The sequence below is a fragment of the Mycobacteroides franklinii genome (assembly GCF_002013895.1).
GTDB classification, from domain to species: Bacteria; Actinomycetota; Actinomycetes; order Mycobacteriales; family Mycobacteriaceae; genus Mycobacterium; species Mycobacterium franklinii.
Genome location: NZ_MAFQ01000017.1, coordinates 93,440 through 118,324 on the forward strand (window position 1 = coordinate 93,440; position 24,885 = coordinate 118,324).

At 63.6% G+C, this 24,885-nt stretch carries 24 protein-coding genes and 4 pseudogenes; 16 read left to right on the forward strand and 12 right to left on the reverse strand.

The genetic code is table 11. The features are described 5' to 3' along the window. Positions 1-7: 7 nt before the first annotated feature. Entirely contained in the window at positions 8-1,963 is a 1,956-nt protein-coding gene (locus tag B4393_RS23980) for an acyl-CoA dehydrogenase family protein (RefSeq protein WP_078336257.1), read from the reverse strand. 128 nt (positions 1,964-2,091) lie between these two features. Here B4393_RS23980 and B4393_RS23985 point away from each other — a divergent pair, with 128 nt between their 5' ends. The 7 genes and pseudogenes from B4393_RS23985 (at position 2,092) to secA (ending at position 8,642) form a co-directional block, all read left to right on the forward strand. Further along, positions 2,092-2,514: a hypothetical protein gene (locus tag B4393_RS23985; protein ID WP_078336258.1), complete on the forward strand. Its 423-nt coding sequence runs from the start codon at positions 2,092-2,094 to the stop codon at positions 2,512-2,514. A 3-nt stretch (positions 2,515-2,517) separates the two neighbouring features. Beyond that, the gene (locus B4393_RS23990) at positions 2,518-3,222 is read left to right on the forward strand and encodes a TetR/AcrR family transcriptional regulator (RefSeq protein WP_078336259.1); all 705 of its coding nucleotides are present in this window, start codon (positions 2,518-2,520) and stop codon (positions 3,220-3,222) included. Between the two features lie 31 nt (positions 3,223-3,253). Further along, complete coding sequence (locus tag B4393_RS23995) at positions 3,254-3,604, forward strand: hypothetical protein (protein WP_078336260.1); 351 nt, start codon at positions 3,254-3,256, stop codon at positions 3,602-3,604. A gap of 142 nt (positions 3,605-3,746) precedes the next feature. Beyond that, complete coding sequence (locus tag B4393_RS24000; protein WP_078336261.1) at positions 3,747-4,370, forward strand: ComF family protein; 624 nt, start codon at positions 3,747-3,749, stop codon at positions 4,368-4,370. A 342-nt stretch (positions 4,371-4,712) separates the two neighbouring features. Further along, positions 4,713-5,384, forward strand: a complete 672-nt coding sequence (hpf, locus tag B4393_RS24005) for a ribosome hibernation-promoting factor, HPF/YfiA family (RefSeq protein WP_070938711.1) — start codon at positions 4,713-4,715, stop codon at positions 5,382-5,384. Positions 5,385-5,477: 93 nt separating this feature from the next. Further along, positions 5,478-5,552, forward strand: a pseudogene (locus B4393_RS27370) (thioesterase); the annotation flags it as partial. A 291-nt stretch (positions 5,553-5,843) separates the two neighbouring features. Continuing rightward, entirely contained in the window at positions 5,844-8,642 is a 2,799-nt protein-coding gene (secA, locus tag B4393_RS24010; protein WP_078336262.1) for a preprotein translocase subunit SecA, read from the forward strand. 3 nt (positions 8,643-8,645) lie between these two features. On the opposite strand, the gene B4393_RS24015 is transcribed toward secA, so the two are convergent. After that, a complete protein-coding gene (locus B4393_RS24015; protein WP_078336279.1) occupies positions 8,646-9,116 on the reverse strand; it encodes an Rv3235 family protein in 471 nt (156 codons plus the stop codon). Positions 9,117-9,290: 174 nt separating this feature from the next. Between B4393_RS24015 and B4393_RS24020 the strand changes: the two genes are divergently transcribed. From B4393_RS24020 to B4393_RS24035, 4 genes are all read left to right on the forward strand, one after another. Further along, on the forward strand, positions 9,291-10,700 hold the full coding sequence (locus B4393_RS24020) for a WS/DGAT/MGAT family O-acyltransferase (protein WP_078336263.1): 1,410 nt from the start codon (positions 9,291-9,293) through the stop codon (positions 10,698-10,700). Between the two features lie 5 nt (positions 10,701-10,705). Beyond that, the gene (locus B4393_RS24025; protein ID WP_078336280.1) at positions 10,706-11,206 is read left to right on the forward strand and encodes a DUF6912 family protein; all 501 of its coding nucleotides are present in this window, start codon (positions 10,706-10,708) and stop codon (positions 11,204-11,206) included. 102 nt (positions 11,207-11,308) lie between these two features. Further along, entirely contained in the window at positions 11,309-12,481 is a 1,173-nt protein-coding gene (locus B4393_RS24030) for a ferredoxin reductase (protein ID WP_078336264.1), read from the forward strand. A gap of 74 nt (positions 12,482-12,555) precedes the next feature. Further along, a complete protein-coding gene (locus B4393_RS24035) occupies positions 12,556-13,785 on the forward strand; it encodes a fatty acid desaturase family protein (RefSeq protein ID WP_078336265.1) in 1,230 nt (409 codons plus the stop codon). A 276-nt stretch (positions 13,786-14,061) separates the two neighbouring features. Here B4393_RS24035 and rsgA read toward each other — a convergent pair whose 3' ends face one another. Next, complete coding sequence (gene rsgA, locus B4393_RS24040) at positions 14,062-15,054, reverse strand: ribosome small subunit-dependent GTPase A (RefSeq protein WP_078336266.1); 993 nt, start codon at positions 15,052-15,054, stop codon at positions 14,062-14,064. Beyond that, on the reverse strand, positions 15,051-16,349 hold the full coding sequence (gene aroA, locus B4393_RS24045; protein ID WP_078336267.1) for a 3-phosphoshikimate 1-carboxyvinyltransferase: 1,299 nt from the start codon (positions 16,347-16,349) through the stop codon (positions 15,051-15,053). The genes rsgA and aroA overlap by 4 nt, the downstream gene beginning before the upstream one ends. Positions 16,350-16,420: 71 nt before the next feature. On the opposite strand from aroA, the gene B4393_RS24050 reads away from it, so the two are divergent. Continuing rightward, a complete protein-coding gene (locus B4393_RS24050) occupies positions 16,421-17,200 on the forward strand; it encodes an SOS response-associated peptidase (protein WP_078336281.1) in 780 nt (259 codons plus the stop codon). Here the strand turns inward: B4393_RS24050 and B4393_RS24055 are convergent. Then, entirely contained in the window at positions 17,187-17,693 is a 507-nt protein-coding gene (locus tag B4393_RS24055) for an aminoacyl-tRNA deacylase (RefSeq protein ID WP_078336268.1), read from the reverse strand. The two genes, B4393_RS24050 and B4393_RS24055, sit on opposite strands and share 14 nt — an antisense overlap. A 182-nt stretch (positions 17,694-17,875) precedes the next feature. Here B4393_RS24055 and B4393_RS24060 point away from each other — a divergent pair, with 182 nt between their 5' ends. Together B4393_RS24060 and rsrA are read left to right on the forward strand one after the other, a co-directional pair. Next, positions 17,876-18,577, forward strand: coding sequence for a sigma-70 family RNA polymerase sigma factor (locus B4393_RS24060; RefSeq protein WP_078336282.1), 702 nt, complete (start codon positions 17,876-17,878; stop codon positions 18,575-18,577). A gap of 53 nt (positions 18,578-18,630) precedes the next feature. Continuing rightward, a pseudogene (gene rsrA / locus B4393_RS24065) lies at positions 18,631-18,882 on the forward strand (mycothiol system anti-sigma-R factor); the annotation flags it as partial. 3 nt (positions 18,883-18,885) lie between these two features. Here the strand turns inward: rsrA and B4393_RS28495 are convergent. Beyond that, complete coding sequence (locus B4393_RS28495; RefSeq protein ID WP_085988129.1) at positions 18,886-18,960, reverse strand: 50S ribosomal protein bL37; 75 nt, start codon at positions 18,958-18,960, stop codon at positions 18,886-18,888. A gap of 20 nt (positions 18,961-18,980) precedes the next feature. Continuing rightward, positions 18,981-19,169, reverse strand: a pseudogene (locus B4393_RS28430) (hypothetical protein); the annotation flags it as partial. Here B4393_RS28430 and B4393_RS24075 point away from each other — a divergent pair. After that, on the forward strand, positions 19,152-19,370 hold the full coding sequence (locus B4393_RS24075) for a biotin/lipoyl-binding carrier protein (RefSeq protein WP_078336270.1): 219 nt from the start codon (positions 19,152-19,154) through the stop codon (positions 19,368-19,370). The pseudogene B4393_RS28430 and the gene B4393_RS24075 overlap by 18 nt on opposite strands. Before the next feature lie 11 nt (positions 19,371-19,381). After that, positions 19,382-20,872, forward strand: coding sequence for a sensor histidine kinase (locus B4393_RS24080; RefSeq protein WP_078336271.1), 1,491 nt, complete (start codon positions 19,382-19,384; stop codon positions 20,870-20,872). Between the two features lie 78 nt (positions 20,873-20,950). Here B4393_RS24080 and B4393_RS24085 read toward each other — a convergent pair whose 3' ends face one another. From B4393_RS24085 to acuR, 5 genes and pseudogenes are all read right to left on the reverse strand, one after another. Beyond that, positions 20,951-21,205 carry a WhiB family transcriptional regulator gene (locus B4393_RS24085; protein WP_005056343.1) on the reverse strand — a complete coding sequence of 85 codons (255 nt, stop codon included), beginning with the start codon at positions 21,203-21,205 and terminating at the stop codon, positions 20,951-20,953. 416 nt (positions 21,206-21,621) lie between these two features. Further along, a pseudogene (locus tag B4393_RS24090) lies at positions 21,622-21,861 on the reverse strand (diacylglycerol kinase family lipid kinase); the annotation flags it as partial. A gap of 337 nt (positions 21,862-22,198) precedes the next feature. Continuing rightward, complete coding sequence (locus tag B4393_RS24095; RefSeq protein WP_036391071.1) at positions 22,199-22,840, reverse strand: SDR family oxidoreductase; 642 nt, start codon at positions 22,838-22,840, stop codon at positions 22,199-22,201. Positions 22,841-23,046: 206 nt separating this feature from the next. Further along, positions 23,047-24,030, reverse strand: coding sequence for an acrylyl-CoA reductase (NADPH) (gene acuI, locus B4393_RS24100; protein ID WP_031354507.1), 984 nt, complete (start codon positions 24,028-24,030; stop codon positions 23,047-23,049). A 14-nt stretch (positions 24,031-24,044) separates the two neighbouring features. After that, the gene (gene acuR / locus B4393_RS24105; RefSeq protein WP_086370962.1) at positions 24,045-24,677 is read right to left on the reverse strand and encodes an acrylate utilization transcriptional regulator AcuR; all 633 of its coding nucleotides are present in this window, start codon (positions 24,675-24,677) and stop codon (positions 24,045-24,047) included. Positions 24,678-24,885 lie beyond the last annotated feature (208 nt).

Genomic DNA, 24,885 nt, shown 5'->3' on the forward strand with positions numbered 1-24,885 from the left:
GGTTCCGCTACCCGGACACCTCGGGGATCATCTCGGTGGCCAGTAGCGCCTCGGGAATTCCGAACGCGTCCACCAGGGTTCCCAGGTGCGGGCGCAGCTCCTCACAGAGCTGGTTGACGCCGCGCCGGATCGCCTTCGCACGTTCCGTCGAGACATGCCGGTGCATGAGGAACCATGACAGGTCGGCCTCGAGGACGCTGTAGACGAACAGATCGCACAGCTTCTCTAGCAGCTCCTGTGCCGACTTGCTGTCGCAGCTGTCGATTGCCTCGATGAACGCTTCCAGGACTACCCGCTCGGTGTGTGCCGAGCCGACCTTGAGGATGTGGTCCTGCGCGGAGTTGAAGACCTCAAACGGATCCTCGTCATCGGATTGAGCGCGCTGCATCCGGGTGGCCGCGGTGCGCAACAGATGGTCTTCGCGGTTGCGCAACAGCCTCAGCTGGGTGCCCCGGTTGCTCAGATCGGATTCCTCGACGTCCTCGTCAGAGGAGTCCAGGATGGTCTGGATGACCTGCCGTACCGCGGAGCGTTCCAGGATCACGTCCCGGGCCATTCCGGCGATAAAGCGGGTCCAGCCCACGGCATTGAGGCCGCGTACGTCCTCGGCGTAGGCCGACAAGAGCTCCTTGGCCACCAGCTGGGTGAGCACGGTGTTATCGCCCTCGAAGGTGGTGAACACATCGATATCGCGGCGCAGGATCGTGAGCTGGTTGGCATCCAGGTAGCCGGCGCCACCGCACGCCTCGCGGCACACCGTGATGGCGTTCTGGGCATGCCAGCTGGTCATCGCCTTCAAACCCGCTGCGGCGCTTTCTAGCTGACGTTGCCGGTCCGCGTCCACCTCGTCGGCGGTCTGCACCTCATGGAGCTCTTCGGTCAATTCGTTCTGCGCGAACGCCAGTGCATACGACCGGGCGATCAGGGGCAGCAGCTTGCGCTGATGCACCAGATAGTCGGCGATGATCACCTCGTCGCTGCTGTCCGGTGTATCGAATTGCTTGCGTACCAAGGCATAACGTGAGGCAATGGTCAATGCCTTACGGGCGGCTGCGCCCGAGGTGGCGGCGACGCTCACCCGGCCGCGGATAAGGGTGCCCAGCATGGTGAAGAACCGCTTGTTCTCGTTCTCGATCGGCGAGCTGTAGGTACCGTCCTCGGCGACGTCCGCATACTTGTTCAGCAGATTCGCGCGCGGCACCCGCACGTTGTCGAACATGATGCGCCCGTTGTCTACTCCGGCGAGCCCACCCTTGTACCCGCAGTCGCTGGTGGTGATGCCGGGCAGATCGTTGCCGTCGGCGTCCCGGATCGGCACCACGAAGCAGTGCACGCCGCGACCGCTCGCCTCCTCGCCGGGCCCGCCCGTGACGAGCTGTGCGAACACCGCGGACACCGTGGCGTGCTCGGCGGCACCGCCGATGTAGTCCTTGCGGGCCAGCGAGCCCTCGGAGTTGAGGATGAAGTCGCCGGTCTGGCTGTCATAGGTGGCGACGGTCTGCAGCGCCTGCACATTGGAACCGTGACCGGTCTCGGTCATGCCGAAACAGCCGAGTACATCGAGATTGATCAACGGGACCACATACTGCTCATGATGGGTTGCGGTGCCGAGGTTTTCGATGGCGCCACCGAACAGGCCCCACTGCACGCCGGCCTTGACCATCAGCGAGAGGTCCGCGTAACCGAGCATCTCGATGCCGACGATCGCGGCCCCGACATCGCCGGTGCCGCCGTGTTCCTTGCGGAATCCGGCGTGTGGCAAGCCATGTGGCACCAACTCGCGCATGATCTGCAGCGATCGTGCGCGCGCCTGCTCAAGGGTCAGCGCTGGGTCGGGGAGCAGGTCGGCTCGGTTCAGATACTCACGCGCGGCATCGCGGATCGGACCGAATCGTCCGTCGAGCGCGACGCGCAGGTTTGAGGTGAGAACTTCGGGATCGGCGGGTGCTGTCCGGGTCTCCATGAATCCGAGCCTAGTCAGATCGGCTCCACTGCTCGGCGCTCTTGCGTGTGCCACTTGCATTTACCGACCATTGGTCTAACATACCGACCAGTGGTCTATTTAGGTCATCCGAGAGGAGATCGCGCGACGTGGATACTGCGTTCACCACGGTCGATCCGGCTCCGCGTACGCGTGCATTTGCACGGGTCATCGGCCCCTTCGTCGCCACTGTCACCGGCATCATCGCCGTGCGTGCGGGGGACTTGAGCTTCCTGGGCGACAGCTTCTTCAAGGACCCGATGTGGTCGTGGCTGTTCGGCGCGCTGCTGTTCTTCTGCGGGCTGATGATCATCGCGTTTCATCAGTTCTGGCGCGGGCTCGCGCCGGTGATCATTTCGCTGTTCGGCTGGTTTCTGGCACTGCGGGGATTCGTACTGTTGGCATTTCCCCAGCTGATGCAGAAGGGGGTCGACGCCTCGGTACCGGCGGTTGGGCCGGTCCGCATCTTCTTCCTGTTCATGGCGGCTGTCGGTCTGTACCTAACGTACGTCGGCTGGATCAGGAAGCGCTGAGCCGTGCCGCGTGTGGTGAAACATCCGGAGGTGCGCCGGACCGAACTACTCGATCTGGCGATGGCCCTATTCCTGGAGCGCGGCTATGAAAAGGTCAGTCTCAATGATCTGATCGCGACCTCGGGGATGTCGAAAGGCGCTTTCTACCACTACTTTCCGTCCAAAGAGGCCCTGGTGTCCGCGCTGGCCGAACGTAGCGCTGACCAGGCCTTCGAGGCGTTGAGCCCTGTCTTCACCGAACAGGGAAAGGGCGCCTTGGAACGGCTGAACACTGGTCTGCGTGCCAGCTACGAGGTCAAAATGGCGCTCGGTGCACCAGAGAGCATCGCGGCGATGGCGTCGATGCTGCGACCGGAAAACCAATCGCTGCTGCGCAGGATCTCGGCGATCTGGGAGGACAAGTTCCGTCCGGTGCTCACCGAGTTGATCACCCAAGGGGTCGCCGAAGGAGTGTTCGAGACCTTCGATCCTGAGGGTGTCGGCGACATGATCCAGGGCCTGGCTGCCACCATGGGCGCCACGGTGCAACGGATCATGGCCGCCCCGGATGCGCGGGCGCGCACGGAGGCGATCGACGCCGCCGTGCTGCGTCAGCGGCTTTACGGCATTGCCACCGACCGCATCCTCGGGCTGCCCGACGGAACTGTCGAGGTGCTGAACCGCAGACAGATCGAAGGGTTGGTTGCCGCGCTACCGCGCGCCTTCTAATTCTTCGAGATTTGCGGGCCACAATACCGCTATGAAATTTGGTGCTGTTGTCGCTGCTTTGGGTGTCGTCGCCGCTGTTGCTGGGGCGGCGCCCGTCTGGGCTGCGCCGCCGTCGTGCTTCCCGAACAAGGCGACAGTCGCCTTCGAGACCTCCGACGCTGCGGTTGCCATCTGCACGACGGATAGCGGGTTCCGGTACAAAGGCCACGCGCTCAACAAGGACACCGACATTGAGGTGCCGGCAATCGCCGAAAATCGTGACGGCGGAGGCGTGAACTACGTGGCCAAGAACCAGGGGTATACCTACACCGTCTGGAATTCAAAGCGATTGGTGATCATCGGGCCCCATGACGAGGTGGTGTCCGACGAAACCGGGACCTAGGGCGTTCAACCGAAGCGGATCAGCGGGAGAGGCTCGACAGCGGGCATCCACCGGCCGGGGTAGCGGTGCCGAGGTCGACCGCATGTGAAGCAGTGCAGCAATAACAATCGAGAATGTCGGACCCCGCGCGCACAGTGATCGCATGCTCGATCTGGTGTTGCCGCTCGCCTGTGGCGGTTGCGGGGCGCCATCGGTCCGTTGGTGCGCAGCCTGCGCGTGTGCGTTCACGGCGGAGCCCGTGGTGGTGACCACCCGGGTCGATCCCGGAGTTCCTGTCCTGTCGCTCGGACGGTATGCGGGCGCGCGGCGACAGGCGATCGTGACGATGAAGGACCGCGGTCGCCGCGATCTCACCGTTCCGTTGGGGGTGGCACTCGCGCGGGGAGTGGATCGACTACTGCGCTGGCACGTGATCGAGCGCCCGGTAACGCTGGTGCCGGCTCCGACTCGATGGACCGCCGCACGTAGCCGAGGTGGAGACCCGGTGACCGCCGTCGCTACCGTCGCCACCCGGATTCCGGGCGTGCGCGTCGCATCCCTGCTGCGTATGAAGATGGGTGCGCGAGATTCGGTTGGGCTGTCAATTTCTGCCCGGCAGCGCAACGTCGCCGGGCGTATCGCGCTGCGCCGAACCGCGCGGCCGGGCACCGAATTGGTGCTGGTTGACGACGTCGTGACCACCGGGGCCACTGTTGCCGAATCGGTCAGAGTGTTGAAATACGCGGGATTTCACGTCGCGGCCGTGCTCACGCTGACCTATTCCTAAACACATGTTCGATGCTCTTCGCCTGATCGGCTCATCGTGAGTGTGACGATCTCGAAACGACTCTTACGAATCGGTGGCAAGGGGAGTGAACACGGACTACCGTCGGGGCCAACAAGCTATGAACGTTCCGAGTTTGGGCGGTCAAACTGCTCTCCAAATACGGAACGCCTGCTTCCCGTAGGGCGGAGGAGGTGGTTGCCAACCCCAGCGCCGGCGGGCTGCCGTCTCAGCGTTTCAGGCGACTCCGGCGTACTTCAGATATCAAACATGGGCGCCGTCAACATCTTTAGTCCCTAGCGGGCGGGTTGAGCGCAAGCGCACTCTCAGTATCGGAGGTATGACTTGTCAAGCACATCAAAGGCATCCGTTGCACTCGAGGACGATGAGCGAACGGCCCAAGCCGATATCGTCGTCAAGGGCCGAAACGTAGAAATCCCCGATCACTTCCGAATCTTTGTGAACGACAAACTGTCCCGTCTGGAACGTTACGACAAGACCCTTTACCTTTTTGATGTAGAACTCGAACACGAACGCAATCGTCGCCAGAAGAAGAGCTGTCAGCGCGTGGAGATCACCGCGCGGGGCCGCGGACCGGTTGTCCGGGGCGAGGCATGTGCCGACACGTTCCACAGCGCGCTCGAAGCTGCCGTCGCCAAGCTGGAAAGCCGGCTGCGGCGAGGTCGTGATCGCCGCAAGGTTCATTACGGAGACAAGACGCCGGTATCACTTGCCGAGGCCACCAAGGTCCTGCCGGCCGATGCCTTCACGCCGCCCGCGGCGGTGAATGGCGCGCACAGTCACAACGGCGCTGTGATCGAGGACGGGCACGGCCCGGGTCACATCGTGCGAACCAAGGAACACCCGGCCAAGCCGATGACGGTCGACGACGCGCTGTACGAGATGGAATTGGTCGGTCACGACTTTTTCCTCTTCCACGACGAGTCGTCTGGTCGCCCGTCGGTGGTGTACCGCAGGCACGCGTATGACTACGGCCTGATACGCCTCGGGGAGTAGGGCGCGCGGTCACCGCGCAGAGAATCCCCGCACCGGACCGCAACCGGTGCGGGGATTCTCATATGTGCAGCCGCTACGTCGTCGCCCTGCAACCGAGGTGACGGCAAGGCGGTGGCCATCGTGACCAGCACCGTCATGACGGTGCGTGGCGACCGGACGGCCGTGCGACAGGGGGCTGGGATGGGCCACCCGGTCCAGCGCGTCCAGGGCACTGCGCATCCATCAGCGGCGCGGAAATCACCCTCCCGGACCCCGTCGATGCTCTTCGTTGCGGTCAATTCCCGCCGTCCGGTCACGCGAGTGGAGAGCACTGGGCGGGGTCTGTTGTTCCGGCTCGTGACGGCCAGAAACGGACAGTGAACCCCTACTGGGCAGACATTGAGCGGTGCAGCTTGGGGCGACGCCTACGATGGGACTCGCTGAATCTGACAAGTCCTAACGAGTACAGGGGATATTGACGTGCTGTCGAAGTTGCTGCGCCTTGGTGAAGGTCGCATGGTCAAGCGTCTCAAGGGCGTGGCCGATTACGTCAACACCCTGTCCGATGACGTCGAGAAGCTCTCCGATAGCGAGCTGCAGGCCAAGACCGGCGAGTTCAAGGGGCGCCTGGAAAAGGGCGAAACCCTCGATGACCTGATGCCCGAGGCCTTCGCCGTCGCGCGCGAGGCCTCCTGGCGGGTGCTGAGCCAGCGTCACTTCGATGTGCAGATCATGGGTGGTGCCGCGCTGCACGCCGGGAACGTCGCCGAGATGAAGACCGGTGAGGGCAAGACGCTGACGTGTGTGCTTCCCGCGTATCTGAACGCTCTCGCCGGTAAGGGCACGCACGTCGTCACCGTCAACGACTACCTGGCCAAACGTGACTCGGAGTGGATGGGCCGTGTGCACCGCTTCCTCGGCCTGAATGTCGACGTGATCCTGTCGCAGATGAACCCGCAGGAGCGGCGCGAGGCCTACAACGCCGACATCACCTACGGCACGAACAACGAGTTCGGTTTCGACTATCTACGCGACAACATGACCCACTCGCTCGACGAGCTGGTGCAGCGCGGCCACGCATTCGCCATCGTCGACGAGGTCGACTCGATCCTCATCGACGAGGCACGTACCCCGCTGATCATCTCCGGTCCGGCCGACGGCGCCTCCAATTGGTATCCCGAGTTCGCGCGGCTCGTCCCGCTGATGGAGAAGGACACCCATTACGAGGTGGACATCCGCAAACGCACCATCGGTATCCACGAGGTCGGGGTGGAGTTCGTCGAGGACCAGCTGGGCATCGACAACCTGTACGAGGCGGCCAACTCGCCATTGGTGAGCTACCTCAACAACGCCATCAAGGCCAAGGAGCTGTTCAACCGCGACAAGGACTACATCGTCCGCGACGGTGAGGTGCTCATCGTCGACGAGTTCACCGGCCGCGTGCTGATGGGCCGCCGCTACAACGAGGGCATGCACCAGGCCATCGAGGCCAAGGAGCGGGTGGAGATCAAGGCCGAGAACCAGACACTGGCCACCATCACCCTGCAGAACTACTTCCGCCTCTACGACAAGCTCGCCGGCATGACCGGTACCGCCCAGACCGAGGCGGCCGAACTCAACGAGATCTACAAGCTCGGTGTGGTCTCCATCCCGACCAACCGGCCGATGGTGCGTAAGGATCAGTCGGACCTCATCTACAAGACCGAGGAAGCCAAGTACATCGCCGTCGTCGACGACGTGGTGGAGCGCTACGAGGCCGGCCAGCCGGTCCTGATCGGTACCACCAGCGTGGAGCGCTCCGAGTACCTTTCGCGGCAGTTCACCAAGCGGCGCGTGCCGCACAACGTGCTGAACGCCAAGTACCACGAGCAGGAAGCCGGCATCATCGCCGAGGCCGGGCGCCGCGGCGCGATCACGGTGGCCACCAACATGGCCGGCCGTGGTACCGACATCGTGCTCGGTGGTAACCCGGACTTCCTGGCGGACAAGCATCTTCGTGACCAGGGCCTGGATCCGGTGGAAACCCCGGACGAATACCAGCAGGCCTGGGACGAGACGCTGCAGAAGTTCAAGGACGCCGCCGAAGCCGAGGCCAAGGAGGTCCAGGAGGCCGGCGGTCTGTACGTGCTCGGTACCGAGCGTCACGAGTCCCGGCGTATCGACAACCAGCTGCGTGGACGCTCCGGACGTCAGGGCGACCCGGGCGAATCCCGCTTCTACCTGTCACTGGGCGACGAGTTGATGCGGCGCTTCAATGGTGCTGCGCTGGAAACGATTCTGACGCGCATGAACGTCCCGGACGACGTGCCGATCGAAGCCAAGATGGTGACCAGCGCCATCAAGAGCGCGCAGACGCAGGTTGAGCAACAGAACTTCGAGGTCCGCAAGAACGTCCTCAAGTACGACGAGGTGATGAACCAGCAGCGCAAGGTCATATACGCCGAACGTCGCCGCATCCTGGAGGGCGAGGATCTGCAGCCGCAGATCCAGGAGATGATCACCGACACCGTTTCCGCCTACGTCGATGGTGCCACCGCCGATGGCTATCACGAGGATTGGGACTTCGACGCTTTGTGGACGGCTCTCAAGACGCTGTACCCGGTGAGCCTGAAGCCCGAGGAACTCATCGCGTCCGACAAGTACGGTGAGGCCGATGAGCTGAGCCCCGAGGACCTCAAGGCGGCCCTGCTCGACGACGCCAAGAAGGCTTACAAGGCAAGGGAAGTCGAGATCGACGGGCTGGCCGGTGAGGGCTCGATGCGTCAGCTGGAGCGCAACATCCTGCTCAGTGTGATCGACCGCAAGTGGCGCGAGCACCTCTACGAGATGGACTACCTCAAGGAGGGCATCGGGTTGCGGGCCATGGCGCAGCGCGATCCGCTGGTCGAGTACCAGCGCGAGGGCTTCGACATGTTCACCGCGATGCTCGACGGCCTCAAGGAGGAGTCGGTCGGCTTCCTATTCAACATCAACGTCGAGGTAACGTCGCCCCCAGAAGACGCAGCGGGAGCGGTCGCCCCGCAGGCAGCACCCGAGGGTCTGTCCGAGTTCGCTTCTGCCGCAGCGCAAGCGGCGCAGGGGGAGCTGCGGGCCAAGGGTCTTGACGAGTCCACCCCGGAGCTGACCTACTCGGGTCCGGCGGAGGACGGTTCGGCGCAGTCCCGGCATGAGGGCGGCTCGGCCGCGGCCTCGGGCGGCGGCACGCGCCGTGAGCGTCGGGAAGCGGCACGCAACACCGGCCGCACCGCCAAGCCGGCACGGTCGCGCCGCAAACGCTAGGCGTCAGCCGAGCTGCAACGCGACCACAAGCCAGTTGCCGCGCACGGATTGGATCCGTCCGGCGAATGCCTTGACGCGCCCACCGCGTTCGAATGTCCCGAAGATCTCCGCGGTGTCGTCTGCGCAGCGACGCACCCGAACCTTGCTGAGCCGGGCCGCGGTGGTGGCCGGGGCGCGGGATGATCGCGCCATCACCGCGCTCAGTGGTCCGTCGGCAAGCAGCGGGCGCAGCTGGAGGATGGGCCGGCGCCGGTCCATGACTTCCAGGACACGGCGCATTGCGGCATCGGCGAACGCAACCGCCTGAGGCGGCGGGGATTGTTCGCGCAGATGTGCTTGACGTTCGATACCCGCTGGCCGAGTCCGGGATTGATGCAACCTCGTGGGCCGCGGTGAATGGCAGGCCGCCGGCAGGCTGGCCAGCACAGGCGCCGGTTCATAGTCGGCAACCCGGGTGATGTAGCGATGAGACATGTTCCCCTCCAGTGAATGAGCCCCCTCATTTGCTCTGCTGGAGAGTCGCAGATCATTGCCGATCATGATCGCACAGCCGATGTCCAGGGCGCCAGGGTACGGTTGGCAGAACGTTCGACACAGCGGCGCCGCTCGGTACAAGTGGCGAGGTTTTAGGGGAAGGCGGCGCGGATTGTGGTGAGCAGGTTGTCCGCGCTTGACGCATCTTTCTACTCCAGCGAGGACAGCTCGACGCCGATGCATGTCGGCTCGCTGGCGATCATTCGTAAGCCCCGCGGCGGCTTGACCTACGAGGAGCTGCTGGCGCTGGTGGAAAGGCGCCTACCGCAGGTTCCCCGCTACCGGCAGAGGGTGAAGGAGATCGGGTTCGGGCTGGCCCGTCCGGTGTGGCTCGACGATGTCGACTTCGATATCACCTACCACATCAGGCGCTCGGCGCTGCCGTCCCCGGGAAGCGACGGGCAGCTGCAAGATCTGGTGGCGCGCTTGACATCTCGCCCGCTGGATCGGTCGCGACCGCTGTGGGAGATGTACTTGGTCGAGGGGCTGTCCAAGAACAGGCTGGCCATCTACACCAAGGCGCATCAGGCCCTGGTGGACGGGCAGTCCGCGCTCAGTCTTGGCCAGGTCCTGTTCGACGGGACCGCGCGCACACCGGATTTCGAGGAAGACATCTGGGTGCCGGAGCATGAGCCGAGTTCCAGTGAGCTCATTGCCGGGGCCGTCTCGGAATGGTTGGCACGTCCCGGTGCCCGGTTGGAGGCAGTGCGTAACACGGTCGCCGACGTCGCGTCGCTGACGGGCGAGATCGGCGATTTGGGCGATCGTATGGTCAAGGTGGTGCGCACGGCGGCTCGCGGTGCCGCGCCGCGCGGGCCCCTCAACCAACGCGTATCGCGCAGTCGGCGGTTCGGCGTGGTGACCACGAAGCTGGCCGACTACCGTCGGGTGCGCGCCAAGTACGACTGTGACGTCAACGATGTGGTGTTGGCGACAATCGCTGGAGCACTGCGTAACTGGTTGATGAGCAGGGGCGAGCCGGTCACTACCGCCTCCACCATTCGGGCCATGGTGCCGATGTCGGTGTACCGGGACGGCGATCTGGATGTGGGTGGAGAGGGGGCCGCGACCACCGAGGTGTCGCCGTTCCTCGTCGATCTACCCGTTGGTGAGGGCAACACCGTAGTGCGGCTGTCTCAGATCGCGCATGCCACCGAATCACATTCCGCCGCATTTAGTTTGGTCGATGTTCCGAACATGGCGGCGCTTTCCGGGTTCGTTCCGCCGACCTTGCACGCGCTGGCGGCCCGCGTCGCGACGACGCTGCCCAGCCGCCTGTTCAATCTGTTGGTCACGAATGTGCCTGGGCCGCAGTCTCCGATGTATCTCGGCGGGGCGCGGCTGGCCGAGATCTACCCGGTGCCGCCGCTGCTGCGCAATCAGGTGTTGTCGATCGGACTGACGTCCTACAACGGCGCTGTGTATTACGGAATCAACGCCGATCGTGAAGCGATGCCCGATGCTGACATGCTCCCGGTGCTGATCACCGAGGCGCTCGACGAATTGTTGGAGGCTGCCCAGTAATGCCCATGCAGGTCTATATCCCGGTGACGCTGTCGATGCTGCGCACACTGGTGGCCGACGGTGAGTTGTGGCCGGTGAACGGCACCGCCTTCGCGGTGACACCGGCGCTGCGCGAGGCGTACTCCGCGGGTGATGAGGACGAGCTGTCCGAGGTGGCGATGCGTGAGGCGGCGCTGGCCTCGCTGCGGCTGCTGGCCAATGAGGACGGTGACGACGGATTACCGGCCCGGCGGGCGGTGCTGGTCGCCGATGCCGAGGATGCGAAGCTGCGGCCCGATCTGGACGACGCCGTGGTGCGGCTGGCGGCCGCGGTGCCGATATCGGCGGTGGTGGCCGCGCACGTGGACCTGGCGCAGGCCGAATCGGACGTGGTGCGCGCGGCCGAGGTGATCGATGCCGCGGACCTGGGTGATGAGGATGCCGAGCTGGTGGTCGGAGATGCGCAGGATCATGATCTGGCCTGGTACGCCACCCAAGAACTGCCGTTCCTGCTCGACCTGCTGTAGGCGGCGAGATATGGCCGATTGGCCTGTTTCTGGCCAGTAACCTACGGTAGCGTAGGTTACGCCTCGCTGGGCATCTCCGTCATGAATGGAAGGTCATCGGCTGTGAAACTGGCTTCCTGGCTAGATGCGTCCGCCTCGGGCGCCCCCAAGTCACGCCATCCGGCGGTAAACATCTTGCGTGGCTTGGCTTCCCGCATTACGACGCCATTGCTGCCGGACGACTATCTGAGCCTGGCCAACCCGTTGTGGTCGGCCCGCGAGCTGCGCGGCCGGGTGGTCAGCGTGCGCAAAGAGACGAGTGACTCCGCCACCCTGGAGATCAAGCCGGGCTGGGGCTTCCACTTCGACTATCACCCCGGTCAGTACGTGGGCATCGGTGTGCTCATGGATGGCCGCTGGCGCTGGCGGTCGTACTCGCTGACCTCGGCGCCTGCGATGAGCGGCTCGCGCGAAGAGCGTCGGGCGCTGCATGCCGGCGGTTCGGGGCGCACCATCACCATCACCGTCAAGGCGATGCCCGAGGGATTCCTCTCGACCCATCTGGTCAACGGCCTCGAGCCGGGCACGATCGTGCGGCTCGCCGCCCCTCAGGGCAACTTCGTGCTCGACGATCCCGCACCGCCCGCGATCTTGTTTCTTACCGCAGGCAGCGGCGTCACCCCGATTATGTCGATGTTGCGCACCTTGGTGCGACGCTCGGCCGCGGCGGGCTTGCCGCTGCCCGATGTGGTGCATCTGCACTCGGCACCTACCGAGGGTGACGTGATGTTCGCCGGAGAGCTGGCGGCGTTTTCCGAGGCTCACCCGTCCTATCACTACCGGTTGCGGACCACGAAGACCCAGGGCCGGCTGGATTTCTCCGCACTGGCCACCGAGGTGCCGGACTGGGCGCAACGTCAGACATGGGCGTGCGGGCCGGAAGGCATGCTCGACGATGCCCAGCGGGTGTGGACGGACGCCGGTCTTGGCGAGCTGCTGCATCTGGAGAGGTTCGCGGTTTCCCGTGCCGCGCCGCACGGACAGGGCGGCCTGGTGACTTTCGCGCGCAGCGGTAAGCAGCGCGAGGCCGATGCCGCCACCTCGCTGATGGAGGCGGGGGAGGAAGCCGGCGTGCAGATGCCGTTCGGATGCCGAATGGGGATCTGTCAGACCTGTGTGGTGTCACTGGTTGAGGGGCACGCGCGGGACCTGCGAAACGGCGCCGAGTACGAACCTGGAACGCGCATTCAGACGTGCGTGTCCGCGGCATCGGGGGATTGCGTTCTCGACGTGTGAGGTTAACGGCCTAGTAACCTACGGTGCCGTAAGTTACGCTATCGTAGGCACGAACCGGCGAAGGGAGCTCACGGATGGCGATTTCGGATATCCAGGAATTCGCGCACCTCACCGAGGCTGATGTTGAGGCACTCGGACATGAGTTGGATGCGATTCGTCGTGATGTCGAGGAATCGCTCGGAGCCGCTGACGCCCGCTATATCCGTCGCACCATCGCCGCGCAGCGCACCCTGGAGCTGAGTGGCCGTGTGCTGCTCGCGGCGAGCAAGAAGCGGTCCGCCTGGTGGGCGGGGGCGGTGACGCTCGGTGTAGCCAAGATCGTTGAGAACATGGAGATCGGTCACAACGTCATGCACGGCCAGTGGGACTGGATGAATGATCCCGAGATCCACTCCTCCAGCTGGGAGTGGGACATGGTGGATCCGTCCTCGCACTGGAAGCAGACCCACAACTACATCCACCACAAGTACACGAATGTGCTTGGCATGGATGACGATGTGGGCTACGGACTGCTGCGGATTACCCGCGACAAGAAGTGGACCCCGTTCAACCTGGGCAACCTGGTCTATAACACGCTGCTGATGCTGTTGTTCGAATGGGGCGTTGGCGCACAGCATTTGGAGCTCGGCAAGGTGGCCCAGGGCCGTGCGGACAAGGCGGAGTTCCACGCCAAGCGGAATGAAGCGCTGGCCAAGATGGGTAAGCAGGTCGCCAAGGACTATGTGGCGTACCCCGCGCTGAGCGCCCTCTCGCCCGCGGGAAGTTATCGCAAGACGGTCACCGCCAACCTGTTGGCCAACGTAATTCGCAACATCTGGTCCAACGCGGTCATCTTCTGTGGGCACTTTCCGGACGGTGCGGAGAAGTTCACCAAGCAAGATCTGAAGAACGAGACGCAGGGACAGTGGTACCTGCGACAGATGTTGGGCAGCGCCAACTTTGACGCCGGCCCGGCGATGGCATTCATGAGCGGCAACCTGTGCCACCAGATCGAGCACCACCTGTTCCCGGATCTGCCGAGTAACCGTTTGTCCGCCGTATCGGTGCGGGTGCGTGAGCTGTGCGACAAGTACGACCTGCCGTACACCTCCGGGCCGTTCCTGGTGCAGTACGCGAAGGCATGGCGGACTATCGCCAAGCTGTCGTTGCCGGACAAGTACCTGACGTACACCGCTGATAACGCACCAGAGACGCGCAGCGTCAAGATGTTCGACGAGTTGGAGCCGCGCGAGCGGCGCGGGCTGAAGTCCGCGTTTGCCGCCGTGCGTGCGCGGCGAAAGGGTCGTCGCGGCGCCACGGTCTGACGAGGAAACGCAAAAGCCCCCGAACGCTCAGTGCGTCGGGGGCTTTTGCGTTCAGTAGCGGCGGGGAATTATCCCCGGCCGGATACGGAGATCCACATAGTGGCCCAGGCGGCGACGCCGCAGGCGAAAATGGCTGCCACACTGGCGATTCTACGAACGTAGCTCGTCATCTGCTAACCCCTGACCCTCGTTGGCTGTCTCCGTTGCAGCCGCTAATGGAAACGCTAATCGGCGTGTGCTGATATCGCGATTCGGGAAGGCCCTCGCAACCAAGAGTTAGGCCGTTGTTAACGCGGAAAGTAACTGGCGAACAGCGGTTACCCGTTTGGCTGACGACCCGGTCAGCTCATCCAGAGCGCATTCGGGATCGGCCGGCGGGCCAAGGTGCTGGCAACCGCGTGGGCAGTCTTCGATGGCCTCGGATAGGTCGCTGAACGCTGCCAGCACGTCGGCGGGCTGGATATGGGCCAGGCCGAAGGACCTGATGCCCGGGGTATCGATGACCCAGCCCGACGGGTGCAGCGGAAGTGCTATCGACTGGGTGGAGGTGTGGCGCCCCTTGCCCACACCCGTCACCTCGCCGGTCGCGCGATGAGCCTCGGGGACAAGACGATTCACCAATGTGGACTTGCCCACTCCGGAATGGCCGAGTAGCGCGGTGAGACGGTTCGCCAGTACGTCCATGATGGGTTCTAGCGGTGCATCGCGTCCGGCCTTGATGACCTGCAGGTCGAGATCGGCGAACTGCGCGGCGAACTCATCGGGATCTGCCAGATCGGTTTTGGTCAGTGCCAGGATTGGGGTGAGGCCGCCCGCGTAGGCGGCAATGAGTGTCCGTTCCACCAGGCCGGTGCGTGGTGGGGGATCGGCGACTGCCACCACGATCAGCAATTGGTCGGCGTTGGCCACAAAGATGCGCTCGAAGGGGTCGGTGTCATCGGCGGTGCGGCGCAACACCGTTCGGCGATCTTCCAGACGAACGATGCGGGCGAGTGCGTCGGGGCGCCCGGACAGATCACCGACCAGGCTCACGGTATCGCCCACCACAATCGGGGTACGGCCGAGTTCTCGTGCCCGCATCGCGGTCACCTGCTGGGTGGGATCCGGCGTTGAACCATCCTGCAACACACAGCCCCAGCGGCCGCGGTCCACGGTAGTGACCATCGCGGGCACCGCGTCGGCATGCTCGGGACGATTCTTGGTGCGAGGCCGCGAGCGTCGGCCCGGCCGGATGCGGGCGTCGGACTCGTCGTACTCGCGTGGACTCAAGAGGCGCGACCGCCCGATTGCGTGAGCATGTCGGCCCACATTCCGGGGAAGTCGGGCAGTGTCTTGCTGGTGGTGGCGATGTCGTCTACGGACACCCCGGGTACTTTCAGGCCGACAAGTGCTCCGGCCGTGGCCATCCGGTGATCGGCATACGAGCCCCACACCCCGCCGTGTAGACCGGTGGCGACAATGCGCAACCCGTCCTCGGTCTCCTCGCATTGCCCACCGAGGGCATTGATCTCGTGGGCGAGTGCCTTGAGTCGATCGGTCTCGTGTCCGCGCAGATGCGCGATCCCGCGCAGTATCGAGACGCTGCCAGGTTCGGCAAGGGCAGCCAGCGCGGCGACCGTGGGGGTGAGTTCGCCCACCTCGCCAAGGTCCAGATCGACAGCGCCGTAACCGGTCTGGCCGGTAACTTCGAGGTAGTCGTCCGTCAGCGAGGCCGTCTGGGCGAATTGGCGCACCACATCCTCGATCTGGCGCGCGGGCTGGGTGGATTGCCTCGGCCAGCCGGTGATGCGCACAGTGCCACCGGTAGCCAACGCGGGCGCGATGAAGGCCAGTGCATTGGACAGATCCGGCTCGATTACCCATTGGTGCGCGGGAATTGGTTGTGGATCGATATGCCAGCGCCCGGGGGTGGAATCGTCCACCGCGATACCCGCCTCGCGCAGCATCGTCACCGTCATGACCACATGCGGACCCGACGGCAGCACGTCGGCGGTGTTCACCGCCCTCAAGCCATGGGTGAACGCGGCGCCGGAAAGCAGTAGACCGGATACGAATTGGGATGATCCCGATGCGTCGACGCCTACCTCGCCGCCGCGAACCTGGCCGGCACCGGCAACCGTGAATGGCAGATGCTGCCCGTCGACACCCACTCCGATGGACCGCAGCGCGTCCAAGAGGGGAGCGATGGGTCGGGCACGTGCCTGCTCGTCTCCGTCAAAAACAGTGGGGGCGGCGCGAAGTGCTGCCACGGGTGGCAGGAATCGCAGCACGGTACCGGCGAGCCCACAGTCAACCGTCGTCGGATGGCCGTCTCCGGCTCCCGGTGAGACGGTCACATCGGTGTCATCGCCGGTGACATCGAACCCGAGCGTGTGCAGCGCGCCGATCATGAGATCGGTGTCGCGGCTGCGCAATGCACCAGACACTGTCGACGTGCCACCCTCGCGCGCTGCCAGCGCTGCGAGCACGAGCGCCCGGTTGGTCTGGGATTTTGAGCCGGGCATGGTGATGGTCGCGCTGATGGAACCGTCTATCGTCGGTGCCTGCCAGAGTCCGCTCGTCACCGACCCATTGTCCCGGACGGGTGGATGCGATGGCTGTACCGGGTCCTTCGGGCGAGTGGCACGATGGCCATATGTGCGGACGGTACGCGGTGACGATCGACCCGGCGCTGCTCGCCGCGGAGATCGACGCGGTCGACGAGATAAGCACCACGAGTCGGGCCCCGGGTTCCGCGCAGCAGCTCCCCACCATCCCGAACTACAACGTCGCACCCACGGACCCGGTGCTCACGGTGGTGGCACGGCATCGGGAGCCCGGCGACGTTCCCACCCGTCGAGTGCGCGCGATGCGCTGGGGGCTGGTGCCTAACTGGGCCAAGGCCCGCGAGGACGGCCGCCCAGAGTCCAAGGGGGCCCCGTTGATCAATGCCCGGGCGGAAACTCTCACCACGGCCGCCACCTTCCGTCTCGCGGCCCGGTCCAAGCGGTGTCTAGTGCCGATGGACGGCTGGTACGAGTGGCGCAAAGCAGAAGGCGCCAAGACCGCCTTCTATATGAATGGGCGCGACGGGAAGAGGTTGTTCGCGGCGGGACTGTGGTCCGCGTGGAAACCCGCCGGCCGGCAAGGGCGCGATGCGGCTCCTCTGCTCAGCTGCACGATCGTCACCACTGACGCGGTCGGCCCGTTGCAGGAGATCCACGACCGCATGCCACTGATGCTCGGTGCCGATACCTGGGACCGCTGGCTGGACCCCGATCGCGAGCTGGATCAAAGCCTTCTGCAGGGCACGGCAACCGGCATCGACACTCGGCAGGTGTCATCGCTCGTCAACAGCGTCGCGAACAATGGTCCGGAGCTGCTCGTGCCGGACGACGGATCCCCGGCCGTGGGGCAGCAGATCACCCTGCTGTGACGGGTGCTGTCACCGCGTTGGTGAGCCCGATCAGATCGTCCGGTGCCAGCGCCATCTGTAGTCCGCGCTTTCCGGCGCTGCACAGGATGCGTTCCCATGTCAGGGCAGACGAATCGATCACGGTGGGCAGCCGTTTGCGCTGTCCCAGGGGCGAGATCCCGCCGACCACGTAACCAGAACTGCGTTCGGCGGCCGCAGGATCGGCCATGGTGGCCTTGGCCCGGCCGAGGGCGGCCGCGACGGCCTTGAGCGACAGCGTCGCGGGTACCGGAATGACCGCGACCGCCAGATCAGATCCGCGATCCAGCGAGATCAGCAGTGTCTTGAAGATCTGCTCGGGAACCAATCCGGAGCCCGCCAGCGCGCGCACCGCCTCGTCACCAAACGCGTGCTCCCCGGGGCGGTGCTCATAGGGCAGCAGTTCGTAGTCAACTGCGGCAGCGATCAATGCGGCGACTGCCGGAGTGGCAGCTTTGACGGCCTTGGAACCCACAACTGGGACACTAGTGGGCGGCGATGAGCCGCTTGCGCGAAGATCATCGGACTGGGTCCAGTGAATTTCGAGTTGACAGTCGAGATACTTTGGGAAATACCCCGGCATGTATCGGTGTTGAGATGTCTGTCCGCAGCGAGCGGACTATGGTCCTCAACACGGAAGGGGTATTGCAGGTGACAATGGCGTGCCTCGAACGTCCGATGTCGGTGCCGATCCGTATGGTCGGTGTCGCTACCGAAAGGACCGCCGTGACAGAGACTGCAGATCCCACCAATCAGCCGATTCATGTGGAGACTGAGGCCGAGCGGGTCGCGCGGTTCGAACGTGACGCATTACCCCTGCTGGACCAGCTCTATGGTGCTGCCTTGCGGATGACGAGAAATCCCGCGGACGCCGAGGACCTGGTGCAGGAGACGATGGTCAAGGCATATGCCGGGTTCGGGACCTTCAAAGAAGGCACCAATCTGAAGGCGTGGCTGTACCGCATTCTGACCAACACGTACATCAACATCTATCGCAAGAAGCAGCGTCAGCCGGCGGAGTATCCGACCGAGGAAATCACTGACTGGCAGCTGGCCGCGAACGCAGAGCACACCTCTACGGGGCTGCGGTCAGCGGAGATCGAAGCGCTCGATGGACTGCCTGACGATGAAATCAAAGAGGCGTTGAATAAGCTGCCGGAAGAATTCCGGATGGCCGTGTACTACGCGGACGTCGAAGGCTTCCCGTACAAGGAGATCGCCGAGATCATGGACACCCCGATCGGCACGGTCATGTCGCGTTTGCACCGCGGCCGTCGTCAGCTGCGCGAATTGCTGTCTGAAGTGGCCAAAGACCGTGGCTTCCTGCGCAACAATGAGTTGGCGGAGGGTCGGGCATGAGCGACGGTGGACTCAAGAAGGGCCTCGAGAAGAGCGGCAACTGCGAGGTATCGGGTTGCGCTGAGGTAATTGCGGAGGTGTGGACCCTCCTCGACGGTGAATGCAGCCCGGAGAGCAGTGCTCGACTGCGCCATCATCTCGAAGAGTGCCCGGGCTGCCTGCAGCATTACGGCATTGAAGAGCAGATCAAGACACTCGTAGCCCGCAAGTGCGGTGGAGAAAAGGCACCTGACGGGCTACGTGAGCGTCTTAAGTTGAAGATCAGCCAGACCACTGTCATCGAGCAGCGGGCTGAAAACTCCTAGCGACTAGCTGTTGGGACGCTTGCCGTGGTTGGCGGCGTTGTGCTTGCGGCTGCGCTTCTTACGACCACGCTTGGCCATGGGAATCTCCTTAGCGATCTGATGGGTTCCGGGGGTGAACCCGGCTGACAGGCCAGCTGCGCGTGGTGCGCGCTGGTGTGTATACCCAGTCTCTCATGCCGGTAAGGGTGGTTGAACGCGTGGATGCCCTACGTGTGGTTCGATACTGAGGACCGGTAACCGGATGTTGACGAGAGCGAGGTGGCGCGCAGGTGGCCGAGGAAGTACACGCCGAGATCGTGGCCAGCGTGCTGGAAGTACTCGTCAAGAAGGGTGACGCGATCGCCGTGGGCGACACCATCGTGCTGCTGGAGTCCATGAAGATGGAGATTCCGGTGCTGGCCGAGGTGGCGGGAACCATCGGCGACGTGAGTGTTTCGGTGGGCGACGTCATCCAGGCCGGCGACTTAATCGCCGTCATCGACGACTAGATCGCCACCGGATGTCCACTCTCGGTGATCTCCTTGCCGAGCACACCATGCTGCCGGGTGATGCCGTCGATCACCTGCACGCCGTGGTCGCCGAATGGCAACTGCTGGCCGACCTTTCCTTCGCCGATTACCTGATGTGGGTGCCCCGCGAGGACGATGCCTTCGTCTGCGTCGCGCAGTGCCGGCCCAACACCGCACCCACCATCATCGATAACGACGCAGTCGGCACTATTGCCAAAATTGCGGACGTTCCGTTGGTGGAGGCGGCGTTTACCTCGGGTGCCATTGAGCGCGAGAGCGACTCGGACCTGACCGAGCATGCCTCCGAGCTGAACGTGGAAGCGGTCCCGGTGCGCTGCGGCGACCGGACTGTCGCGGTGTTGACTCACCAAACAGCCTTGGCCTCCAGGCTCAAGAAGGGCACGCTCGAACGGGCCTATCTGGAATGCGCGGGCGACCTGCTGCTGATGCTCACCGAGGGCACCTTCCCGAATGTGGCGGACCAGGCGATGTCTCGGTCCAGCCCGCGTGTGGGGGACGGGTTCATTCGCCTCGACGTCTCCGGTGGAGTCAGGTATGCCAGCCCCAACGCTCTGTCGGCCTATCACCGCATGGGTCTGGCCAGTGATTTGCAGGGCCACAACCTCATGGATGTCACCAAACCACTGATCTCTGACTCCTTTGAGGGCCAAGAACTGGCGGCGCACATCCGTGACGTGCTCGCCGGCGGCCCCAGCATGCGTATGGAGGTCGATGCGGGCGGTGCCGCGGTGCTGATCCGCACGTTGCCGCTCATCGCGCGCGGTACCTCCGAGGGGGCGCTGCTGCTCACCCGGGATGTGACCGAGGTCAAACGTCGCGACCGGGCGCTGCTGTCCAAGGACGCCACGATTCGCGAGATCCACCACCGGGTGAAGAACAACCTGCAGACCGTGGCGGCGCTGCTGCGCCTGCAGGCTCGCCGCACCCCCAATGACGAAGCCCGCGAAGCACTTTTCGAATCGGTGCGCCGGGTGTCGTCCATCGCGCTGGTTCACGACGCCTTGTCGATGTCGGTGGATGAGGAAGTCAACCTCGACGAGGTGATCGACCGGATCATGCCGATCATGACCGACGTCGCGACCGTGGACACCAAGGTGCGTGTCTCACGGGAGGGCGCGCTCGGCGTGCTCGACTCCGACCGCGCGACACCGCTGATCATGGTGATCACCGAGCTGGTGCAAAACGCCATCGAGCATGCCTTCGAGGAGGGCGCTCAGGGGCAGGTGATCATCAGGGCGGAACGGTCGGCACGCTGGCTCGACGTCGTGGTGCATGACGACGGCCGCGGACTACCCGACGGATTCAGCGTGGAGACCTCGGATCGGCTGGGATTGCAGATCGTGAGGACGTTGGTATCGGCGGAGATCGACGGATCGCTGGATATGCGCAGCGATCCCGAGGGCGGAACAAATGCGGTGCTGCGGGTTCCGTTAGGTCGACGTGCCCGCTTGATGGCCTAGTTACACACCCGGGGCGACAGCCCTTCCACAGCAAAGAACCCGGCACCAAATTGTGCCGGGTTCTGCTTGCTGCGGCGTTTAGACGGCGCTGCGGGCGCGAGCGCGGGCGTTGCGACGCTTGAGGGCGCGGCGCTCATCTTCACTGAGGCCACCCCACACACCGGCGTCCTGGCCCGACTCGAGCGCCCAGGTAAGGCATTCGGTCGTCACGGGACAGCGGTTACAGACGAGCTTTGCGTCAGCGATCTGGGCAAGGGCCGGTCCGCTGTTCCCTACGGGGAAGAACAGTTCGGGATCCTCGTCGCGACAGACCGCCTTATGGCGCCAATCCATAGTTGTGCACTCCTTTTTCATCGCGCGCGCCACAAGCGCACGAGATTAATGTTTTTCGGCTGTTAACGCGTGCGTACCAAATGTTTCTGCACTGTTGCTTCCGATCGTTTCACAAGCTCAGCAGAAGTCAATAGCGTGAGTTAACACGTGGTCAATCTCACTCGGGGGTGGTGTCTGCAGACGCCACATTCGTTTGTACTACACTTAACCGATCTGCGCCTTGAATCTGGCGAGATTCCCCCATTTTCCCAGGTGGCATGGTGCTACCCGTGAGTAACATCACCGCCCGGCGAGACTCAACTACGTGAAGTAGTACATCCGATTTGATCAGAATGTGACATGCGCCGCGCTGCGCCTGTGAGTCGGCTGTATCTGGAACGGGCTGGCGCTCAACACTATTGCGCTGTGGGCAAGTCTCAGGATGGGGCGCCGGCGGGTTTTGCCGGGGCTACCACGTCCAGAACATCGGGCACGGCGGTGAAGGTCAGATCACTGCGCATCCCAAGGAAATCGCCGTCGACCTGTGTGGCGATCGGCGCCGATGCGTGCACGCGCACCCACGCGACGTCGTCCTCGCGCAGCAGGTGCTTGCCCGCTGGTCGGTCGGGGCGCGGTGCTCCCACCATGTGGCGCACCAGGCGGAGGTTGGTTACAAGTCGTTGATCTACCTGCTTCTTGCCTGCATTCTCCCAGTGTGGCGCTGGTGAGCGTGAGCAAAGCTGGGTGAGCGTCAACGTACGTACTGAAGCCCGTACACGATCTATGGGGTTGTGCCGCCTCCCTCTGAGTGAAGTCTCTTCAGATGTTGTCATCGCCTGTGGAGCATGCAGCCAATGACGATCCGCTTGGCCTGCTCGTACTCGACCTAGGCGGTCTAGTGCTCCCGCGAGGGTGAACTTACGCCGCCCGACGCAGGCTGCGACCTCATGCCCAGAGTTCGCATTGCGCCTGGACTATCCACTATCCAACGGCTCTTCCCGATCGCGTCCGGAATTACTGCCATGCAGGCTTGTCGGCGTCGGTGCCTGGCTTGTTTACTCCCAGTGAGCCGTGGAGTTCTTGTGAGGGATCGGTAATCAATCGTACGACGAGTGCCGCGATGCTTTTTCGGGATACCTCGGTGCCTTTGAAAGGTTCTCCTTTTTGGGTGATCTCGTAGTCCACTTCGTCTTTGTCTGTAAGCCATGCGGGTCTGATGATTGTGTAGTCAAGGCGCGAAGACTCGATCACTTTCGCCGCTGCGGCGTAGGTTTCGAGATAGCCGCCGTCGAGCATCCGATGGTTCCAACGGCCAAACTCGCCGGGGACTTCGTCGTAGATCCCTAGCGTCGAGATCCAAATGAGCCTTCGCACGCGAGCGCCCTCAAGTGCAGTGACGACCCCACGCGCTTGGTCCACGATATCTTTACCGCCAAGGTTGGCATAGACGATGTCTTGTCCCGCGACCGCTTGTTTCAGGAGACTTCCGTTAAGGACATCACCTTCTACTGCCGTTGCGCGGAGGTCGGGCAAGTCGTGCAAGCGTTGGTCGTTCCGTAGGTAGAGGGTGAGATTCACGCTCTCGTCGTGGAGCAGTTCGCGTACTACGATTTGCGCGATTCTGCCTCCGGCACCAAGTACAAGAACTCGTGTCATGAATGCTGCTCCTTCTGTCGTCGTGTGTGGTGGGCGTTATAAGCGGCGATCAAGGTATTTCCTACTCGGCCGAGTCCGGCACGACAGTTACTGGCGAGCTGGCGGCCCCTCGGTTGTGCTGATCGCATGCTGCGGGAGAGCACGTGCCTATCGTGCAGATAACCCGTCAGCTAGCGACTATCCCGCACTGCTCCAGCAAAGGGGAGTTAGCGATTCACGTCAACGATGATGCGGCCCCTCACTCGGCCCTCAAGAAGATCTGTTGAAGTGGAGATAGCGTCAGTGAGGCCGATCTCGTGGCTGATCTCGCCTAGGTGTCCGGTGTCGAGGTCGCTGCTCAGCCGGCCCCACGCTGTGACGCGTTTGGCGTGGGACTGCGTGACACTGTTGATACCCAACAGGCTCACTCCGCGCAGGATGAATGGCGCAACAGTGCTTGGGAATTCCATGCCTTGAGCCATGCCACACGCGGCGACGGCTCCCTCGGCACTGGTAGTGGCACACACATTGGCCAGTGTGTGGCTGCCCACGGAGTCGATAGCGCCGGCCCAGCGCTCGCTGCCCAAGGGGCGGCCCGGTTCGGCGAGTTCGGCTCGGTCGATCACCGTAGCCGCACCCAACCTCCGCAGATAGTCTGCCTCAGCGAGGCGGCCGGTTGCCGCGACGACCGTGTAGCCGTTGCTCGCGAGCAGCGTGACCGCGATGCTTCCGACGCCGCCACTGGCACCGGTGACGAGTACTTCGCCGTCGCTAGGGGTGACCCCGTGTTGTTCGAGTGCCATCAGGCAAAGCATCGCTGTATAGCCCGCAGTGCCGATGGCAGTGGCCTGCGCCTCGGTGAACGAGGGGGGGAGTGGCACTAGCCAGTCCGCCTGGAGCCGAGCGATCTGTGCAAGCCCTCCCCAGTGGGTCTCGCCCAGTCCCCAACCGTTCACCAGAACGTGATCACCGGGTTTGTAGCGCGCGTCATTGCTGGCCTCAACGACGCCGGCTAAGTCGATTCCCGGGACCATCGGGAAGCGACGGACGACGGGGCCCCTACCGGTGATGGCCAGGGCGTCTTTGTAATTGAGGCTGCTGTATGCGACCCGGACGGTCACTTGCCCCTCAGGTAGGTCGTCGCTGCCGAGCCGCCGCATTTCCGCACGGTAGTCCGTGTTGGTCTTCTCAACCACAATCGCGCTGAACATCGTATTCCCTTCTCCTACGCGCGGGCACATGCGAGGAATCCACTGAAAAACACGTCGAGCGGTTCGACTGTCCGAGCGAGTTTGGTGCGCAATACCGCTCCCTCCCAACCGATCCAGAAGAACCGTGATAGCGCGGCGCAGTCGGTGTCGGCCGGAAGATCTCCTACGTCAACGGCCAGTCGCAGGCAATCCTGTAAGCGCTGCTCCCAGTCCTCAAGTGTTTCTTCGAGTTTCGTGCGATAGCTCTCGGGAAGTGTCCGAACTTCTTGCCCAAGATTGCCAACAAGGCATCCACGATCAAACCTGTGTCTGGCCATTCCGGCTTTCGCGTCCTCGACGAAAAGGGTCAGACGTTGCAGTGGTGGCAGACTGTCGTCCAACAGCCAGCGATCAAGTTTGCGCGCGAAATACTCCGCGTAGCTCTGCAGCACCTCCAGACCGAATGCGTCTTTGCTGTCGAAGTAGTGATAAAACGAGCCCTTCGGTACATCGACGCGCTTGAGCACCGATTCAATACCTGTCGCAGTGAGGCCCTGCGCAGTCAGGATTTCCATCCCGCAGCGAAGCAATGCTCCCCGCGTGTCTTCGTGGTCACGGCTGACTTTTGGCGGCCGTCCACGACGAGGCCGGACAATGGGAGCGCTCATGGTGATGAGATTAGACCGACTGTCTCTAAATGTCCACGGGCGCGTTCAGCGCCCGGTGAGTTCGCGCTACGCAATGGCGCACCAAAAATGCTCACTTGACCGGATATGTGCGTCTGGACGCGCGTGGTCGAGTTGGTGCCGTGCACGGCCAAGGTCCTTGTTCGGTCAGTTACTCTGCTCCTGTGCCTCGCCCGGGGAACCCGGATGG